Below are 18030 nucleotides of genomic sequence, written 5' to 3'. Positions count from 1 at the left end.
GATGGATAGTTTGACTTTGATACTTATCTTACCGCTCCTTGGTGCGTTGCTTTTGTTCCTAAGTCCTAAAAGCTACGGAATTTTAAGCACTCTTCACGTGGTGGTTTCGGCTATTACGTCTGTGGCTTTGCTTAGCAATGTGGCTAAGGTCTTAAGCGAAGGCACACTATATAGCTACGACAAATTTTTATTTTTAGACAGCCTTGGCTGTGTGTTCTTGATCCTCATCGCCGTAACCGGCTTTTTGGTGAATTTGTATTCGATCTACTATATGAAATGGGAGCTCGAGGACGGACACATCCACACAAGCGAGCTTAGAAAATACTACGCTCTTTGCCATGTTTTCATCTTTACGATGACATTAAGCGTCATTTGTAACAACGTCGCCTTTATGTGGGCTGCGATCGAGGCTACGACTTTGGCTTCAGTATTTCTCGTCGCCATCCATAAAGATCAAAAATCGACAGAGAGCGGCTATAAATACATCGTTCTTTGCTCTATCGGTCTGGCTTTTGCACTTTATGCGACCGTGCTTCTTTACTCTGCTACGTTTAGCACGCTTGCAGACGGCAAAGGGTCTATGCTCTTTACCAGCATAATGAGCAACGCTAAAAATTTAAATCCCGATGCGGCAAAGCTCATCTTTGTTTTCGCACTTATCGGCTTTGGAACGAAAGCGGGCCTTGCGCCTACACATACTTGGCTGCCTGACGTGCATGCCGAAGGCCCGGCTCCTATTTCAGCCTTGCTTTCAGGTGTGCTTTTAAAATGTGCGATGCTCGCGCTTTTAAGATACTACGCTATCACAGCTCAAGCCGTAGGTCCTGAGTTCGTTCAAGGTGTCATGCTGGTTTCAGGAACTATCACGCTTTTCATAGCGGGCTTTTTCCTTATCAGACAGCACAACGTAAAGAGGATGTTCGCGTATCACTCTATCGTTCACATGGGCGTTATAGCATTTGCTCTTGGTATCGGCGGAGCGTTCGGGCTTTTTGCAGCGATATTCCACTGCTTAGCTCACAGCTTCACTAAAGCGCTAGCGTTTTGCTCTACCGGCAACATCGCTAGAATTTACGGACACAAGGATATGAGCAAAATGGGCGGCATGATAAAGATCGCTCCGATAACTACCGTGATGTTTGGCGCTGCTGTCTGTTCGCTAGTCGGTGTGCCTGCATTCGCGATATTCGTCAGCGAATTTACGGTCTTTAAAGGCGCGATAATGAGCGGCCAATACGTCGCCGTAGCGCTGTTTGCCATCGCGCTTGTCGTTATCTTCGTCGCTGACTTCGCGCACTTTAATATGGCGAGCTTTGGCGAACCAAAAGGCGTGATAGTCCATAACAAAGAGATGAGCTTCATGGAAAATTTACCGCTTATCGCGCTTTGTGCGCTTATTATCATCTTTGGTGTATGGCATGTAGATAGCTTTTACACCTTGGTCGAAAACGGCGTTAAAATAATGATGGGAGCTTAAAAATGCGTGGTGATAAATTTATAGAAATTTTAAGAACGAAGGTAAAGATCCTCGAAGTGACTCGCCAAGCCGACGATCAAGTGACCGTCCTCGTAGAGCGCAACGATCTGCCTTTGGCTGTAAAGACGCTGTATTACGATATCGGCGGCTTTATAAGCACGATGATACCAAACGATGAGCGCGAGATAAACGGCTGTTTCGCGCTTTATTACGCCTTATCTATGGAAGGCTCGAAGATGACTGCGGACGATGATTTTGCGCCCGAGGATAAATGCTTCATAACCGTAAAGACATTGATACCGGGCGTAGATCCGACATTTCCTTCGGTCACTCCGCTAGTGCCAGCTTGCGTTTGGTATGAGAGAGAGGCCTTTGATATGTTTGGTTTAGTAGCCGAGGGCTTGCCTGATCGCCGCCGCTTGGTCTTAAGCGATGACTGGCCGGACGGCCTTCACCCGCTTAGAAAAGATGCGATGGACTACCGCTACCGCCCTGATCCGGTCGATCACAGAGACGAGCCTGATGCGGAATTTTTATTTCCGACGGGAGATGCCGTAGTAGACGTACCGCTTGGACCTTTACACGTCACGAGCGACGAGCCTGGACACTTCAGGCTATTTTGCGACGGTGATGAGATCATAGACGCCGACTACCGCCTTTTCTATCAGCATCGCGGTATGGAAAAGCTCGCAGAAAATCGTATGAACTATGATCAAATGGGCTATCTAGCAGAGCGCGTCTGCGGAATTTGCGGTTACGCTCACGCGATCGCTTGTATCGAGGCTGCAGAAAAGGCTATCAAGCTTGAAATTCCACTTCGCGCACAAGCTATCCGCGTCATCTGCCTTGAGATCGAGCGCCTTCACAGCCACCTTTTAAATATCGGCCTAGCCTGCGAAGTAACGGGCAACTACAACGCTTTCATGCATATCTTTAGGGTGCGCGAGTACTCTATGGAGCTAGCTCAGCTTGTTACTGGCGGTCGTAAGACATACGGCAACGTCATCATGGGTGGACTAAGACGCGATATGACAAATCACGAGATCAAAAAGGGCATCGAGATCATCAACAAACTTGACGTTCAAATTTCTGAAATTTGGGATGCCGTGATGGAGGATAAGCGCCAGATCGGACGCTGGAGAGGCGTTGGTATATTAGATCGTAACATAGCCCGCGACTTTAGCACGGTAGGTCCTAATATGCGCGGCTCTGGCTTTAAGCGCGACAACCGCTACGATCATCCGTATGATTTCTTTAAGCAAATAGAATTTGAAGTCGCCGTCGAGCATGGCTGCGACGTGCTTAGCCGCGAGATCGTAAGGTATAAAGAGCTCAAGCAGTCCATCCACATCATACGTCAGTGCTTTGAAATGATGCCTCAAACACCGATAATGATCGATCCAAAAACGATGATCAAGCCTGAAAATTTTGCCCTTGGCCACGACGAAGCGCCACGCGGCGAAAATGTGCACTGGATCATGCAAGGAAGCGCGCAAAAGGTTTATCGCTGGAGATGCCGCGCGGCTACGTATAACAACTGGCCGAGCCTTCGCTATCAATTCCGCGGAAACAACATCTCCGACGCTGCGCTCATCGTTTGTTCGCTCGATCCTTGCTACTCATGCACCGAGCGTGTCACGGTAGTGGATGTAAGGAGCAAAAAGAGCAAAATTTTGACCGAAAAAGACCTTAAGAAATTCTGCCAGATCGGCGGGGTTAGTAAAAAGGATTTAAGATGATGAAGTTATTTGACATAACCGAAAAATACGGCAAAGCGACCTATGCGTATCCTTTTGAGCCATACATCGTGCCTGAAAATTTCCGCGGTCAGCCAAACTACACTTACGAGCTTTGTATAGGCTGCGCGGCGTGTGGTATAGCGTGTCCGTCAAACGCTATCGAGCTAAAGATGAACGAGACTCAAGATAGGCTCGTTTGGGAATTTGACTGCGGACGCTGCATATTTTGCGGACGCTGCGACGAGGTTTGTCCGACCGGAGCGGTGAGGCTAAGCGATAGCTTCGAGCTAGCGGTGAAATTTGACAAAAGTGCGCTCATACAACGAGGCGAGCTGGAGATGCAAACTTGCAAGTGCTGCGGCAAGCCTTTCACGCCAAAAAGGCTGATAAATTTCACGCTTGAGAAATTACAAACGGCAAATTTACTCCCCGGCAGACTAGATGACGCGAACGAATATCTTTTTACCTGCCCTGAGTGCAAAAAAGCGCAGTCTGCTCACAGACTCACAAGGGGCATAGAGGAGGCGATAAAATGAGTATGTATCAAGTCCCGCAGGACATTAAAACGGTAAACGACCTAACTGCGAAGTTAGAGCATTTAAAAAATATCAAACGAAGCTTCAGCGTTTACAGGATAGACTGCGGCAGCTGCAACGGCTGCGAGATAGAAATTTTCGCCGCCATCACGCCGATGTGGGACCCTGAGCGCTTTGGCTTCAAGCTAGTAGCCAACCCTCGCCACGCAGATATCTTGATCTGCTCGGGCCCTGTGACTAGGCAGATGTATTATCCGCTCCTTCGCGCTTACGAGGCGGCACCCGATCCAAAGATCGTGGTAGCGTTTGGAGCTTGCGGTAGCAGCGGCGGAATTTTCCACGACGCATACAGCGTTTGGGGCGGCATAGACAAGATCATCCCGGTAGATGTCTATATCCCGGGCTGTCCTCCTCATCCGGCAAGTGTGATCTACGGACTTGGCATGGCTCTTGGCATCATCGATCAAAAGCTTCATAAAAAAAGCTACGAAGATGACAGCACCTTGCCGCCTCCGGTAGAAAAGTCAGTCATCGGAGACATCCTCTTCGAGCGCGATTTACAAGCCGAGAGCAAGAGGCTGATGAGCTATATATTTGGTAGGACGCTCTTTGATAAATACATGGTTGCCATAAAAACTGCCAGCGACGTGCATGATCCAAATTCCGCTCGCACGGCTATGCTCGAGGCGATCAAGAAAGAGGAAGATCCAAGATATGCCGAGTGCATGGCGCTTTTACATAACGACGTCTATCTAAAATACGCCAAAGCCGGCGCTCAGTTTGCTATCGACGTAGATAGCGAGGTTTGGAGCAAGAGATGATACAAGTTTTTAAGCTTACTAAACGCCATATGGACGATAATGACAAGCTCCCGCGCGAGCTAAAGGAGATCAAAATTTTCTCCACTTGCGTAGGGCACGGCGTAGGCACGATCGACTTTAGCGAGAAGGTCCTGGAGATCGACGACGCCGAGTTTGAGAGGATCTTGCAAAATTCCGGCGAATACGTGAAATTCAAGATCGGAAATTTAAGCAAATATTTCGAAGTCGAAATTTTTGCCGAGCATATAGCCAAGCTATTGCCCGAGCTTTGCGAGTGTAAGCTTAAAGAGGTTTTGATGAATTTACGCGAAGGATATCTTGTGCTTAGAAAGGATTTTTGATGAGAAAAGCCCTTCTTTGCATAGGAAATCCTCTGCGTGGTGATGATGACGTTGGAAATGAGGTCGGACGGATAGTCACGCAAAATTTAAGCGACTGGAGAGTATTTTACGGCGAGGACGTGCCTGAGAACGAATTTGCAAATATCCGCGAATTTGCTCCGGACGTTCTTATCGTAGTCGATGCGATGAGTGGATTTGACGACGGCAAGATCGAGTTTTTCGACCTTAGTGACGAACGTGACTATATCTACTCGACGCACAACCTGCCTACTCCGGTGCTGCTTAGCTATTTGCGTAAAATTTGTCCTAAGACGCTTTTTTTAGGCATTAGCGTGCTACTTGAGAACGTGCTTGATTTTAAAGAAGGCCTGAGCAAGAGCGCGAAAAATAGTGCCCAAAAAGCTTACGAGAGAATTTTGGAGATCGAGAGGAATTTAAGCGAGCAGGGCTGAATTTGGCTTTGATTCGTTTAAGGTAGTCGGTTTGCCTTGATGGTTTGGCTAAATTTATCTTGTTTGTAAATTTAGTCAAATCTCAAAGCAGACCTGTTGGTAGATTTGCGGTCTAAAGCCGTAAATTCAGTCTTTAAGCCATTTAAAGAACAATAAAAGGAGATAACATGTTAAATCCTGCAGACACCGCGCAAGCCGTATCTAGCTCGATGGAACACAAGGCGCATTCGCCCTTGCCGACCGTGATCTTCCTAGCGATCATGGCGGGCGCTGCGATCGCGATGGGCGATATTTTCTGGGCTCACTCGACCGTTGGCATGGCTGAAAATCAGTCCATCGGCCTGTCAAATTTCATAGGCGGTATCACATTTAGCTGTGGTCTTATGATGGTCGTTTTCTACGGCGGGCATCTTTTCACGAGCTCCGTGCTAAGCGGCGTTAGCGCATATGAGGGCAAGCTAAATTTAGGCAAAACCTTTAGCTACTGGGCTATCGTTTGGGTGTTTAACTTCGTAGGTGGCGCGCTGATCGCTTATATGTATTATTACTCGGGCTTGCCGTTAAAATACGACGGCTACATACTCCAGCACTTCATCCCTGCGGCTGTGGGCAAGATTAACGCACCATTTCATGAGCTGTTTTTGCGCGGTATCTTTTGTAACGTCTTTGTTTGTATGTCTATTTGGACTGCGACCTCTGAAAACGACCTTGCTGGCAAATTTTTTGCCATTATGTGGATGATCGGCGCATTCGTCGCTTGCTCGATGGAGCACTGCGTGGCAAATATGTTCATCATCACAGAAGCCATCATCGCAAAAGGACACTATCTAGCCGCTAATGGAGGCGATCTGGTAGCGACTGCTACGGCTTTGGGACATGGTATGAGCGCTGAAAAGCTAGACGTGATAAACTGGGGCAACTTCATCGGTAAGAACCTCGTCCCTGTCACGCTTGGCAACATCGTCGGCGGACTATTCTTTGTCGGTCTAGTCGGATTTATGGCAAATAAATTCGATATGAAAAAGAAAGCTTGATCTAAATTTCATCTATACTCGCCTTGGCTACATGCTAGCCGGCGGGTATAGACTTGCTATTTTGATCCTTTGAAAGCTGCGAATACAACGAAGCAGAGTAAACTACTAAATTTACACTCAAATTTATTTGTTACAAGCGCTCAGATATTCGAGCTGGTATAGCTTTGTAGTTTTTGATAGTCGATTATGAGAAACTCGTGCGGAGTGATTTTCCTGATGATGTCATCTTTTATGAGCTCGTTAAACGCAGTCGATGCGCTTTGGCGTTTGAGTCCGACAAAGCTTGAGAGCACCTTTAGAGAAAATGGCAAAAATACGTAGTGATAGCCGTTTTGCTTTAGGTCTTGTTCGTTTGCAAGCTCAATGAGGAAATTTGCGATCCTGCCCTTCGCGTCCTCAAATAGTATGGACTTTATGATTTGATTTTGCAGGGTTATGACGTTTAAAAGCGCCTTGTAAAAGGCTCTGGCAAAGTCGGCGTTGCCTAAAATTTCAGCCGATTTCTCGGCGTCTATGAGGTAAATTTTGCTGTCTTCTAGTATCTCTATCACGCAGTTTTCGTCAAGCACCGCGATATTGTCGTTTTGCAGATGATAAAGGATAAATTCCTCTCCCTCTTCAAAAAACGATAGCTTTGCCAGTCCGCTTTTTAGTATGACTACCTTTATGTCGTCGGTATAGATCGTACTTGCCTTTGGCAAATTCTCGAGCTCGAATTTATCAAGTTCGCTTTTATTCAAAATTTCCAAAATTTGCGTTTGCAGTAGGCCTAAGCGTGATTTTTTCATGTTCTTTCTCTGGATATAAACTCGGATTTTACATTATTTATCATTCAAAGCAGTTGAAATTTTAAATTTATGTCGTAAATATCTGAATTTACCAAGTAGCGCAAACGATGAAATTTTAAAACCCATGAAGCCTTTTTAGGTTCTCATCTATCGGCTTTTTCTCGCCGTCTTTCGTCACGCTCACGTAAGTCGCAGTGGCGCTTGTTACATGCACGCTTTCTCTAAAGCCGCCCTTATTTAGCCTAAGCGCCGTCACCTCGATCTGCGTCGTGATAGAGGTCTTGCCTACGCCGATGATCTTGGCGTAGCAGCTGACGACATCGCCCACAAATACCGGCTGTTTAAAGATCACCTCTTTCATCGAGATCGTCACCACGCGCTCGGGCGCTACCTCGCGAGCGGCTTGTGCGCCGGCAAGGTCGATCTGACTCATTATCCAGCCGCCAAAGATGTTTCCTGCGGAGTTGGTGTCTTTTGGGAGTGCGACCAGCTTTATACGCGGCTCGCCAAAATCCTCTAAATTTTGCATTTTTGACCTTTGATGGGCCTTTTGACGATTTTCTAGAAGCTTCGCAAATAAGATGAGCTTGCGACAGAGTGCCTAACGTGTAGCACGAAAATCGCGGTCAGCCTTACAGCTTCCCTGATTTTCGGAGGGCAATGTCGCCGCTCATCCTATTTGGCTACGCTTAAAGGTTGGCAAATTTATATCGTCAAAAAGCCTAAATTTTATATTTTTCGCAAATTGTAGCAAATTTTGACGCTTTATGATAAAATTTCTCTTTTTTGAAGGTTGAAAAATGAACGATTTTAAAAGACTAAACGAGCTCGTGCGTGAGCAAAAAGCCCAAATGAACGCACTTTATAAAGATTTAGACAACGAAATAGTAAATGCAGCCCTCGCACTTTGCGGGCTAAAAGGTCAAAAGAGCGAGCGAGTGGCGCTACTTAGGCGTATAGTCGATCTCAAAGTCGACCCCTTACAAAACGAGCTAAAAAAGCTAAATTTCAGCGACGATGAGCAAAAGTGCATATTGGGGCGCATGTTCGACTTCGTGAAAGATCTATACGAAAAGCGCCACGCAGAGCTCATCAAACGCATAAAAGAGGAGAAAATTTTAGACGATTTCAGCGTTGCTTTCATCCAGGGCATGCACGAGATCGGTCTAGCGCTAAATATCTGGCAAGTAAGCTGGCAAGAGCGTATCATAGACGGTACGAACAAAGAATTCGAGGCGAAATTCCCTAGTCTTGACGAGGCGAACGAATTTATCTTACGAAATTCGCTTTTTCAGCCAGACCCCGAGGGCAAGCGCGCCGACAGGAGCTACGGTGCAGTCGTCAAAAACGGCGAAAATTTTAGTTTCGTACCTTACGCCGTGGCGTTTGAAAAAGAGGTCGCACGCGTGAGGGCGGCTTTTGAAGAGGCTATAAAAAATTTAAAAATTTTAGCCAAAAATGACGATCAAAACGCCTATATAAGGTATCTTGAAAGGCTAAAAGACGCCTTTTGCGAGCGTGAAAACGACCGTGTCATCGCCGCATGGCAGGAGGCCGAGATAGCGTGGATGAGCGTAAGGGGCGCTTTGCAGCCGGGTCATCCGCTAGAATACTACGAGGACGCATACACGCACGCAGTCGCCCTTGAGTGGGACATCAGGCTGGCGGGTCAAAGCGGCGTGAATGAGGCGGAATTTAAGCAAAATATGAAGCAAACCTACGCAAATGTCTGCGAGCAGATCGGCTTAGCCGATATGCAGATGAACGAGCAGGTGAACGAAAATATCGAGCGCACGCAGCTTTATATCAGCGTACCGATGATTTATTACGCTGCAGAGCTAAACGGGCTTTTTAGCGCGCAGGTCGTGCCAAACGACGAGAGCGTGAGCGCAAAATGCGGTAAGAAAATTTTCGCTTTTGTAGATCACGTATATGAGAGTGCGAAAGCAAAGCCTTTTATGAAGCTTAGCAGTGAAATTTTCAGTCGTGAATTTTTGGACTTTGGTCGCGAAATTTTATTTTTAAAGCCTGAAATTTGGAAAAAAGTCTATGAGATCTCGACTATCGGTCATGAGTTTGGTCATATACTTTTCATCGCCGAGGATACCGAAGCTGCGATGAATCAAAGCGGTGTGTTTAAATTTATCGAGGAATATAAGGCCACGACCGGCGGGCTGGTGAATTTTTTTATGCATGAGGACGAGCGCTTTATAAAGGCCGTTTTTCACGAGCTCATAGCGCGTGCCGTGGGGCTTATTGGCTGGAGGAAGGTTGATGAGGTGAGGGCGTATTACTGCGAGGGGCTCATACATCTAAGCTTGCTTTTTTCATGCAAAGTGCTTAAATTTGACGGTAAAAGCTTGCAAGTAGATATGAGTGAGGCGGCGTATCAAAATTTCAAAGCCGCATGCTTGCAAAACTATCTGCGCCTAGCTGGACATTATGCCAAAAAGGCCGATGCGAGCGAATTTTTAGCTAAATTTTGCCAAAAAGACGGTGTTAGCTTCTTGCCAAAAGATGACGCGACGCGCGAATTCGTTTTGCATTTTTATGAGCGATACGAGGCTATCGGCAACGAGCTTGACGAGAGCGGCGAGTGGGAAAGATGGCAAAATATCAAAGCCTAAGGAAGCGAACTAAATGCTAAAAAAGATAAGCAACGGCCACCAGGCGGCGTTTTTATATATCGGGGTCTTATTTTGCGCATACGCAGTGGTTTTAAATTTCGGCAAGCAGCTTTACTGCGACGTGACCTCTATCTTGCTAAACGTCTCGATAGCGCTGATCATGCTATATCGCCTAAAAATGACTAAAAATTTAAATTCGTATTGGGTGTGGATAGTTTTAGGCGTGATAGGCTGGGTCGTAGCCGATGTGCTGTGGGCGGGTTACAACATGAGCCACGAAAACAGCTCGCTTGAGGCGCTATTTTTTATCCAGGTCATCTACTTTATCCCTTTCATCTTGTTTTTAGCAGCTTCGGTGGCGATCTTTATCCGCAGCAACAAAAGCGGCCTTTGGACGCAGGCGCTCATCGATGCGGGCGTGATCTTGATGATATATGCGAGCTTTTTTTGGTTTGTGGTGTTTGACCGCGATCTAAGCTTCGTGCTAAGCACTGATTTTGCCTTTCACTTGGTTTATATTTTCGTAGATATCGTTATGTTTTGTATCGTTTTTATCGTGTATTTCTCGGTGCACACCATGAAAAGACGACTCTCTTTCTTTTTATGTCTTGCTGCACTCGGGCTGTTTTGCGTTTATGATATGTATTACTCCGTGATGACTGCAAACGGCAAAGATCTTACAAATACGAACTACGAGCTGGTTTTAGAGCTCGTTTTCGTTTTATTTTTCCTAGCCGCACTTCATCTAAAAAGAGGCGAGGCGAGGCTGAAATTTCGCAAAAACAGGGAGGATTTTCATAGAATTTTGATAAACAAGCTTTTGCTGCTGTTTGTCGTCCTGGCTTTTGCGATCGTGATATCGGGCAAGATAGACCTGTCTTGGGGGATATTTATAATGATCTTGATGCTAGCTTACGCCGTTTTGACGCATAGTATCTCAAGCGTGAGAAATAACCAACTCCTAATCGCCAAAGAGCAAAACGTCAAACAAAAGCTGGATAAAATGATAGAAGAGCGCGTGCAGGAGCTTAGTCAGACGAACAAACGCCTAAAGCAGCTCAGCGAATATGACTTTCTAACAGGCGCTCTCAACCGCCCGTTTTTCCTGCTTAAGCTCGAGGAGATGATAAAGACCAAAGCTCTTGGCGAAAATATCGATATTTACAGCATCGATATAAACCATTTTAAAAGCGTGAACGACTCTTACGGTCACTATGTGGGCGACGAGGTGCTGGCACGCGTGGTGAAAAACATCAAGTCCGTTTTGCCTAAAAATTCGCTGCTGGCTAGATTTGGCGGAGATGACTTCATGGTGGTGGCTAAGCAAAAGGGCGACGGGTATTTCAGGGAGTTTTTGACCCGCCTGCATGCAGCCATAAGTCAGCCTATCCTCATCGAAAGCTATAAAATTTCACTTAGCGCCAAGATAGGTATAAGCACGACCGCAACTAGTGAAATTTTAGCCGAGGATCTCATCGCTCAAGCGGGCGTAGCGCTAAATTCCGCCAAGAAAAACACGCTTTGCGAGCATGTATTTTACGATGATATCAAGGATATGATACAAGAGCAAAACTACATAGAAATTTTGCTAAATTCCATAAATTTTGACAGAGAATTCAGGCTAAATTTCCAGCCGCAGTATCTGATAGAAGGCAAAAAGCTGATCGGCGCCGAGGCGCTCATACGGTGGAATTCGCCGATAAAAGGCTTTGTTTCGCCCGCTCTTTTCATCCCGATCGCCGAGCAAAGCTCCATTATAAATTCTATCGGCAAATGGGTCGCCAAAGAGGCGATCAAGCAAATGAGCGCATGGAATCAAAAATACGCCACCGCCCTAAAAATCGGCATAAACGTCTCGCCAAAGCAGGTAGATAACGTAAATTTCGCCTCGGATATCCTGGGCTTCATAAAGGAATTTAACATCGATCCAAGATGCGTTGATATCGAGATAACCGAGGCTAGCCTCGTAAATGCCGAGGAGATAATGCAAAGTGTGCTGGGCGTATTTTCTCAAAACGGCATAAGCATCTCGATAGATGACTTTGGCACGGGCTTTTCGTCGATGAGCTACATCAAAAAATACGCTATCAATAAGCTAAAAATCGCTAAAGAGCTAGTCGATAACATCGCCAGCAACGAGATAGACAAGGACGTGGCGACCAGCATCATCTCGCTGGCAAAGAACATAAACGTAAAAACTATCGCAGAAGGCGTCGAGGACGCGACGCAGCTTGAAATTTTAAAAAGCTGCGGCTGCGACGAGGTGCAGGGGTATTTTTGGGGCAAGCCTATGAGCGCCGCGGAGTTTGAAGAGCTTATCAAAAGCTCTATTTGAGGCTTTTGAACTCAAAATTTTCAAGCCTTAATATATGCTTGTTCGCGTTTTTGGCCACGAGGCCGATCATCTTCGCGCTGTCTGCGTCTTTTGGGATGATGAGGTGGATCTTTTCGTATAAAAATATGATGAAGATATTTTTAAGCTCGTAAATTTCACTCACGCTTGCAAAGCTGAATTTCTCATTTTCTGAGGGCTCATTTTCATAAAAGGCGATGAAATTTTCATTGACTTCGAATTTCATATGCTTTTCATTGTGCGTGAGGGATAAATTTTTAAGCGCCGCTTTTCGCCTATTTTTTAAAAATATCGGGTAAAAAACGAGCCAAAATAGCCCGAATACTATGCCGACGATAGTAAAAATTTGCGTCTTTGCGAGCATATCTACGATAAATCCGGCGAGCATCGCCTCGCCTGAAATCCCAAAGGTATTTAGCAGGTATTGCTTCCTGGCCTGTCTTGAGAAAAAGAGTATGAAAGCCTGATAGTCCAGTAAATTTTCACTTTTTAAAACGATGTCTTTTTGCATGTGCTTGCCTTGAAATTTAAAATTTTGCATAATTATATCTAAAAGCAAGGATTGACTTAGTATAATTTGAGCTTAATTCACGCAGGAGAAAAGCCATTTTTCTAGCATCGCAAACGCCGCTTACAAAGAGCCAAAAACAAGCCGTTTATCTATCGGGGATTTTATTCATAGCCGCGCAAATTTCAGCGTTTTTGGGCTACGGGCTTGTTCAAAATCTACTCATGCTAATCGGTCTTGGCATTATCACGGCAAACATCTACCGCGCGATGATAGAGCCCGTAAATCCCAGGATCCACTGGATAATCGCCTGCTTTAGCGTGCTTCTTTGGACGGTCTGCGAGGCCTTGTGGACACTTGAGTCAAGCGTGCTCATAAGGCCGCAAAGCGAGTATGCCTATCTGAACGTCTCGTATCTTTTGCCGATGTTTGGTGTATTTTGCGCGGTTGGCGTCTTTCTTTTCATAAAATTTTCAAACACCGAGGAAAAATCGGTCGTGCTTCTTGATATCGTGAGCGTTTTACTGTTGGTTAGCACGCTCTCATACAGCATCGTGGGCGACATCGATATCCTAAAAGCCCTAAACAGCGTGACTAGTACCGCTGCTTTGTGCGCCATGGCTTTAAATTTCGCCATTTTGTTCATTGTGTTAAGCGAGCTTTTTACTAGCAACCTGCTTTATATCAGGGTCAGCGGCTTTTATCTCATCGTATTTGGGATCTTATTTACGATGATAAATTTATACGTAGCTTACAACAAAATCACGATAGAAAATTATGACTTTAGCTACTCCTCTTTATATATGATCCCTTTTATCATCCTCATGATCGGCTCGTTTTATCTAAAGACCGAAAATAAGCGCGTCACGACCGCAGACATAGGCCTGATGACCGGCTCTAAATGGCTGCCTATCATCGCCGTCTTGCCTCTTTTGCTACAAAGTGACTTTGGCTCGATGCTGTCGCTACTGGCGTTATTTTTCCTTGTTTCAAACGCGCTTATTAGCTACTACATCAAAAGCGCGATGGCTAGTAAAAAGATGCTAGAACACGAGAAAATTTTACATCAGGAGATGGAAAAGCTCGTGCATGAGCGCACGAACGAGCTCATGCTTGCGAATTTAAGGCTTCAAGACATATCGGACAAAGACTATCTCACCGGGCTTGGCAGCAGGAGCTTTTTGATGAACGAGCTAAAAAGAGCGAGCGATGAGCTGCAAGCAAATGAGGAGCTGGCGGTTTATTACATCAACATAAGCCACTTTAAAGCCATAAACGCCTCATACGGCCACGAGGTCGGAGATAAAATTTTAAAGACAGCAGCCAGGAGGATAACTGGCATCTGCAACAGGCAAGAGACTACGGCCAGGATAGGTGCGGACGAGTTTATCGTGATATCTAAAATGGAGCTTGGTAGCGAGACTAAGCGCATGAAATTTGGCATCTCGCTAAAGGACGCGATAGAAGAGCCTATGCAAATAGATCGTTATCACTTCGCGATAAAATGCGTCATAGGCATACATATCGTCACGCAAAAGAGCAAGGCCGAGCCTAGAGCCATCATCAAAAATGCCGATAGGGCGATGTATTACGCCAAGGAAAATCCAGCCTCAAACCCGATGGTCTATAACGACGAGATAGACAACAAGATACATCTTGACTCGATGCTTGAGATCGCGCTTAGAAAGGCGAATTTACAAAAAGATTTTCAGATGTATTTTCAACCCGTCTTTGACCTGGATACATCAAGGATCGTTTGCGCAGAGGCGCTGCTTAGGTGGTATTCAAAAGACTACGGGCTGATGGAGGCGAGCGATTTTATGGGTATAGCTAGAGGCAGCGGCGATATATTAAACACTATTTGCATGAACGCGACCTTAAAGACGATCGAGCATGTCAGCCGCTGGAAAAAAGACGTGCTAAATATCCCCAAAATCAGCATAAACGTGGCTACGACGCAGAGTACGTCTGAAAATTTCATACACAGCTTTTTGCAGATGACAAAAAATTTTGGTGTGAGCCCGAGATCTTTCGAGCTTGAATTTTGCGAAGCGCTGTGGATGAACCCGCCTGAAATTTTAGATAAAATTTTCGAGCTTTTAAAAAGCAACGAGATAGACGTTTGTATCGATGACTTCGGCTCGGGCTACACCTCGCTGATGTATATCAGAAAATACAGCATAAACCGCCTGAAAATAGCAGCCGACTTCGTTACTCAGATGGCATTTAGCAAGATAGACGCACAGATCGTCGCTGGCATAATAAATCTGGCAAATTCCATGAAGCTAACGAGCGCGGCTAAAGGCGTGCAGGATGTTGAAATTTTAGATGAGCTAAGACAGCTAAAGTGCAAAGAAGGTCAAGGATACTATCTGGCTCGTCCGATGAGCGCGGAAGAATTTGAGGAATTTTTAAGACAAAATCCTCAAATCATAAATGCGGTTTAAATTTCAGCCTTTATCTCTTCGTTTGATTTTACGACCATCCCGGAGCCGTGGATCACGCTAGGGACGCAGCTCGTGCAGATATCGACCTCTTCGCCGTTTTTGTGAGCGCGGATGAAGACTGCGTTGGTATCTTCCGTGCTTTTTAGTCCGCAAACGTTGCAAACTACCATCTCTTTTTCTCTCATTTTTTCTCCTTTTGAAAATTTGGCGTATTTTATCTTTAAAATTTTATGATTATGATGATTTGCGTCAAGCTTGGCAAGCTCGGCTTCATTTAACAAATTTTGTTATAATCGACTAAAATTTTAAAGGTTTGAAATGAGCGAATTTGAAATAATACTGCAAATGCTAAAACTTCAGCAAAGCCTAAACGACGAAACTAACGGCGAGGGCTGGGAGAACGGATACACGAACAAAAACAAGCTCATCAGCTGGAGGCGCTGCATCTATATGGAGTGTGCCGAGCTCATCGACAGCTTTGCGTGGAAACACTGGAAAAGCATAGAGGCCAAGACCGACGAGCAAAATTTACGTGTCGAGGTTGTTGATATATGGCACTTTATAATGAGCTTGATGTTGCAGACTTATTATCTAAAAAAGCTGGGCAGCATCGAGGATCTGGCGCAAAATATCTGCGCGGCTAGCGGATTTGCCGAGTTTTGCAAAGAGCCCCTAGACGTCGCTAGCGAAAGTATCTATGAGATAATGAACGACGTCGAGATGCTGATCCACGAGTGCAGCGGCTTTGAATACAACATCTACGATATGCTCAAAATTTACTTCGCGATGTCGCTAAAATGCGGGGTAAATTTGTATTCGCTTTATGAGTGCTACATCGCTAAAAACGTGCTAAATCGCTTCCGTCAAAACAACGGCTACAAAGAAGGCACGTATCAAAAAGTCTGGAACGGCCGCGAAGACAACACCGTAATGAGCGAAATTTTAAGCTCCGGCGTCACCAGCATCGATGAAATTTACAAGGCGCTTCAAAGCGAATACGACAAGGTAAAATGATAGAGCTTTTTCGCCTTAGCTTTAGGGACTTTTGGACGGCGAAATTTATAAGCTTGTCGCTGTTGCCGCTGTTTTTGAGCGCAGGGTTGCTTACTTGGCTGATGTTTTTTGGAGGCGGCGAGCTTTTTAGCGCGCTACAAGAGGGCGCTAGCACTGGCGATTACTCGTTTTTGAGCGAGGATACGCCATATCTTTCTTTTTGGCTTAAAATTTTGAGCTTTAGCGCGACAAAATGGGTGATAAGCGCGTTTTTTTATATCCTAAGCTCGTTTTTAGTGGTAATTTTTAGCGTCGTCATCGCCCTTATCGTAGCGGGCTTCATGACTCCGGTCGTGACAAAAGAGATAAACAAAAGACACTACGACATCGTCAGACAAAGCGAAATTTCAACTGCAAGGGTGCTGAATTTAAGCCTTAAAGTCGTGCTGAATTTTCTCGGGATCTTGCTCATTTGCCTGCCGCTGCTTTTGGTGCCGTTTTTAAATCTTTTCATCATAAATTTGCCGTTTTTTTATTTGTATTATAAACTGCTGCTTATCGACGTGGGCTCAAACACACTCGATGCGCCAAAATTCGAGCTGCTTTGGCTAGAGGGCGGAGGGCTTAGCTTCATGCTTGCTTGCGTAGCGTTTTATCTAGTCTCCCTCGTGCCGCTTGCGGGGCTGTTTTTGCAGCTATTTTTCGTTATATTTTTATCTCATCTGCTCTATCGAAGACAAGCCGTTTTGAAATTTTAGTCGCTTTATTGTACCTAGGTCCAATAGACAACCCGCCTCATTTTTTATAAAATAAGGGAAAATTTCAAAAAGGATAATCATGGCAAATGCAGTAGGTATCGTAAAACAAGTAAGTGGCACGGTCGTTGCGATAGACGTACAGGGCAACCAAAGGGTGCTAAGAGTCGGCGACGAAATAATGCTGGGCGAGGTCGTGCATACTGAGGGTAGCGACTCAAGCGTAGTGGTCAGCATGAACAATGGTAAGGAATTTACGCTCCTTGGCGACGATACGATAAAGATCGATCAAAGCGTGGCTCAAGTAGAGAGCTTCGGAGCGGAGGCGTTTGCCGATGCGAGCGCGCTTCAGCAGGCTATCTTGGCAGGTGATGATCTAAGTAAGCTAGAAGAGACTGCAGCAGGTGGCGCAGGCGCAGGCGGCGGATCGACAGGCGGCGGAGTGTCTTTGGCTGCCGGAGTGTTTGAGACAGGCGGTCACGAGAGCAATATCTCTGCGAATTTTGAAAATTTAAGCGGGTCGTCTCAAGGAAACGGTGGAATTTACAATGATGCTGGCGTTGGTGGCGGTATAGGCGGCACAAATAGAAACCCGGCCAGTGCTCAAGCGCTCGACACTACGCCTCCTTTCGTCACTATAAACGTAGAAGACGGCAACAGCGCTACTCCTACTATCACTGGAGCGATCGAGCCTAATGCAAGCGCGGTCATTCAGATAAAAGACGCTAACGGAGCGGTAGTAGATACCATAAATTTGACTCCGGCTCAAACGGCAAACGGCACATACTCGGTGACTCCGTCTCATCCTTTGGCTGCCGATGGAGATTACACGGTTACCATTGTAGCTACGGATGCGGCAGGCAACAGCTCTGTACCTGTGAGCGATGGATTTAATATAGATACCACAGCTCCTGTAGTAAGCAATGTAGTGGTAACTAATACCGATACTAATACCCCAGCTGATGGCACACCTGATGAGACCAAGGTTAAATTTAAAGTAGATGATCCTACAGCTACCGTAACTGTCACTGGCCCACACGGTGAGACAGCCACAGTGACTGGACCTGATGCTAATGGAGATTACACAGCTACCTTTACTACTCCATTAAGTAAAGATGACACCGTAACGATTAAAGCTACTGATAAAGCAGGTAACGAG

General features: G+C 45.7%; 17 protein-coding genes. 13 read left to right on the top strand and 4 right to left on the bottom strand.

What is annotated here, in order from left to right; translation table 11 throughout:
* Position 1: 1 nt before the first annotated feature.
* From HMPREF1139_RS06850 to HMPREF1139_RS06820, 7 genes are all read left to right on the top strand, one after another.
* Positions 2-1477, top strand: a complete 1476-nt coding sequence (locus tag HMPREF1139_RS06850) for a hydrogenase 4 subunit F (protein WP_009650669.1) — start codon at positions 2-4, stop codon at positions 1475-1477.
* 2 nt (positions 1478-1479) lie between these two features.
* A complete protein-coding gene (locus HMPREF1139_RS06845) occupies positions 1480-3216 on the top strand; it encodes a hydrogenase large subunit (protein ID WP_009650660.1) in 1737 nt (578 codons plus the stop codon).
* A complete protein-coding gene (locus tag HMPREF1139_RS06840) occupies positions 3213-3752 on the top strand; it encodes a formate hydrogenlyase complex iron-sulfur subunit (protein ID WP_009650701.1) in 540 nt (179 codons plus the stop codon). The genes HMPREF1139_RS06845 and HMPREF1139_RS06840 overlap by 4 nt, the downstream gene beginning before the upstream one ends.
* The gene (locus HMPREF1139_RS06835; protein WP_009650704.1) at positions 3749-4573 is read left to right on the top strand and encodes an NADH-quinone oxidoreductase subunit B family protein; all 825 of its coding nucleotides are present in this window, start codon (positions 3749-3751) and stop codon (positions 4571-4573) included. The genes HMPREF1139_RS06840 and HMPREF1139_RS06835 overlap by 4 nt, the downstream gene beginning before the upstream one ends.
* On the top strand, positions 4570-4914 hold the full coding sequence (locus HMPREF1139_RS06830) for a formate hydrogenlyase maturation HycH family protein (protein ID WP_009650684.1): 345 nt from the start codon (positions 4570-4572) through the stop codon (positions 4912-4914). Before HMPREF1139_RS06835 ends, HMPREF1139_RS06830 begins: the two co-directional genes overlap by 4 nt.
* Positions 4914-5366, top strand: a complete 453-nt coding sequence (locus HMPREF1139_RS06825; protein ID WP_009650730.1) for a hydrogenase 3 maturation endopeptidase HyCI — start codon at positions 4914-4916, stop codon at positions 5364-5366. Before HMPREF1139_RS06830 ends, HMPREF1139_RS06825 begins: the two co-directional genes overlap by 1 nt.
* A gap of 167 nt (positions 5367-5533) precedes the next feature.
* On the top strand, positions 5534-6400 hold the full coding sequence (locus HMPREF1139_RS06820) for a formate/nitrite transporter family protein (protein ID WP_009650692.1): 867 nt from the start codon (positions 5534-5536) through the stop codon (positions 6398-6400).
* 140 nt (positions 6401-6540) lie between these two features.
* On the opposite strand, the gene HMPREF1139_RS06815 is transcribed toward HMPREF1139_RS06820, so the two are convergent.
* Positions 6541-7188: a Crp/Fnr family transcriptional regulator gene (locus HMPREF1139_RS06815; RefSeq protein WP_009650696.1), complete on the bottom strand. Its 648-nt coding sequence runs from the start codon at positions 7186-7188 to the stop codon at positions 6541-6543.
* Between the two features lie 115 nt (positions 7189-7303).
* Entirely contained in the window at positions 7304-7717 is a 414-nt protein-coding gene (locus HMPREF1139_RS06810) for an acyl-CoA thioesterase (RefSeq protein WP_009650725.1), read from the bottom strand.
* A 271-nt stretch (positions 7718-7988) separates the two neighbouring features.
* Here HMPREF1139_RS06810 and ciaB point away from each other — a divergent pair, with 271 nt between their 5' ends.
* Both ciaB and HMPREF1139_RS06800 read left to right on the top strand, forming a co-directional pair.
* Positions 7989-9815: an invasion protein CiaB gene (gene ciaB, locus HMPREF1139_RS06805; RefSeq protein WP_009650731.1), complete on the top strand. Its 1827-nt coding sequence runs from the start codon at positions 7989-7991 to the stop codon at positions 9813-9815.
* A gap of 13 nt (positions 9816-9828) precedes the next feature.
* Positions 9829-12150 carry an EAL domain-containing protein gene (locus HMPREF1139_RS06800; protein ID WP_009650739.1) on the top strand — a complete coding sequence of 774 codons (2322 nt, stop codon included), beginning with the start codon at positions 9829-9831 and terminating at the stop codon, positions 12148-12150.
* Here the strand turns inward: HMPREF1139_RS06800 and HMPREF1139_RS06795 are convergent.
* Complete coding sequence (locus tag HMPREF1139_RS06795) at positions 12143-12679, bottom strand: hypothetical protein (RefSeq protein WP_231931861.1); 537 nt, start codon at positions 12677-12679, stop codon at positions 12143-12145. The genes HMPREF1139_RS06800 and HMPREF1139_RS06795 overlap by 8 nt on opposite strands.
* Positions 12680-12900: 221 nt before the next feature.
* On the opposite strand from HMPREF1139_RS06795, the gene HMPREF1139_RS06790 reads away from it, so the two are divergent.
* On the top strand, positions 12901-15123 hold the full coding sequence (locus HMPREF1139_RS06790) for a putative bifunctional diguanylate cyclase/phosphodiesterase (RefSeq protein ID WP_232209610.1): 2223 nt from the start codon (positions 12901-12903) through the stop codon (positions 15121-15123).
* Here HMPREF1139_RS06790 and HMPREF1139_RS06785 read toward each other — a convergent pair.
* On the bottom strand, positions 15120-15308 hold the full coding sequence (locus tag HMPREF1139_RS06785) for a hypothetical protein (protein ID WP_011991851.1): 189 nt from the start codon (positions 15306-15308) through the stop codon (positions 15120-15122). The genes HMPREF1139_RS06790 and HMPREF1139_RS06785 overlap by 4 nt on opposite strands.
* A gap of 133 nt (positions 15309-15441) precedes the next feature.
* On the opposite strand from HMPREF1139_RS06785, the gene dut reads away from it, so the two are divergent.
* The 3 genes from dut to HMPREF1139_RS06770 all read left to right on the top strand — a co-directional run.
* Positions 15442-16137: a dUTPase gene (dut, locus tag HMPREF1139_RS06780; RefSeq protein ID WP_009650678.1), complete on the top strand. Its 696-nt coding sequence runs from the start codon at positions 15442-15444 to the stop codon at positions 16135-16137.
* Positions 16134-16874, top strand: a complete 741-nt coding sequence (locus tag HMPREF1139_RS06775) for an EI24 domain-containing protein (protein ID WP_009650758.1) — start codon at positions 16134-16136, stop codon at positions 16872-16874. The genes dut and HMPREF1139_RS06775 overlap by 4 nt, the downstream gene beginning before the upstream one ends.
* Positions 16875-16953: 79 nt before the next feature.
* Positions 16954-18030: retention module-containing protein (locus HMPREF1139_RS06770; RefSeq protein WP_009650749.1), on the top strand; the 1077-nt coding region annotated here is incomplete at its 3' end.

Source organism: Campylobacter sp. FOBRC14 (assembly GCF_000287855.1).
Lineage (GTDB): Bacteria > Campylobacterota > Campylobacteria > Campylobacterales > Campylobacteraceae > Campylobacter_A > Campylobacter_A curvus.
Note: the sequence above shows the minus strand (reverse complement) of the source record. Positions and strands in the feature narration are given on the sequence as shown.

Bases quoted from the DNA above. Each gene is read 5' to 3' on its own strand.
- HMPREF1139_RS06850 (WP_009650669.1), top strand. From the start codon at position 2: ATGGATAGTTTGACTTTGATACTTATCTTACCGCTCCTTGGTGCGTTG.
- HMPREF1139_RS06845 (WP_009650660.1), top strand. From the start codon at position 1,480: ATGCGTGGTGATAAATTTATAGAAATTTTAAGAACGAAGGTAAAGATC.
- HMPREF1139_RS06840 (WP_009650701.1), top strand. From the start codon at position 3,213: ATGATGAAGTTATTTGACATAACCGAAAAATACGGCAAAGCGACCTAT.
- HMPREF1139_RS06835 (WP_009650704.1), top strand. From the start codon at position 3,749: ATGAGTATGTATCAAGTCCCGCAGGACATTAAAACGGTAAACGACCTA.
- HMPREF1139_RS06830 (WP_009650684.1), top strand. From the start codon at position 4,570: ATGATACAAGTTTTTAAGCTTACTAAACGCCATATGGACGATAATGAC.
- HMPREF1139_RS06825 (WP_009650730.1), top strand. From the start codon at position 4,914: ATGAGAAAAGCCCTTCTTTGCATAGGAAATCCTCTGCGTGGTGATGAT.
- HMPREF1139_RS06820 (WP_009650692.1), top strand. From the start codon at position 5,534: ATGTTAAATCCTGCAGACACCGCGCAAGCCGTATCTAGCTCGATGGAA.
- HMPREF1139_RS06815 (WP_009650696.1), bottom strand. From the start codon at position 7,188: ATGAAAAAATCACGCTTAGGCCTACTGCAAACGCAAATTTTGGAAATT.
- HMPREF1139_RS06810 (WP_009650725.1), bottom strand. From the start codon at position 7,717: ATGCAAAATTTAGAGGATTTTGGCGAGCCGCGTATAAAGCTGGTCGCA.
- ciaB (WP_009650731.1), top strand. From the start codon at position 7,989: ATGAACGATTTTAAAAGACTAAACGAGCTCGTGCGTGAGCAAAAAGCC.
- HMPREF1139_RS06800 (WP_009650739.1), top strand. From the start codon at position 9,829: ATGCTAAAAAAGATAAGCAACGGCCACCAGGCGGCGTTTTTATATATC.
- HMPREF1139_RS06795 (WP_231931861.1), bottom strand. From the start codon at position 12,679: ATGCAAAAAGACATCGTTTTAAAAAGTGAAAATTTACTGGACTATCAG.
- HMPREF1139_RS06790 (WP_232209610.1), top strand. From the start codon at position 12,901: ATGCTAATCGGTCTTGGCATTATCACGGCAAACATCTACCGCGCGATG.
- HMPREF1139_RS06785 (WP_011991851.1), bottom strand. From the start codon at position 15,308: ATGAGAGAAAAAGAGATGGTAGTTTGCAACGTTTGCGGACTAAAAAGC.
- dut (WP_009650678.1), top strand. From the start codon at position 15,442: ATGAGCGAATTTGAAATAATACTGCAAATGCTAAAACTTCAGCAAAGC.
- HMPREF1139_RS06775 (WP_009650758.1), top strand. From the start codon at position 16,134: ATGATAGAGCTTTTTCGCCTTAGCTTTAGGGACTTTTGGACGGCGAAA.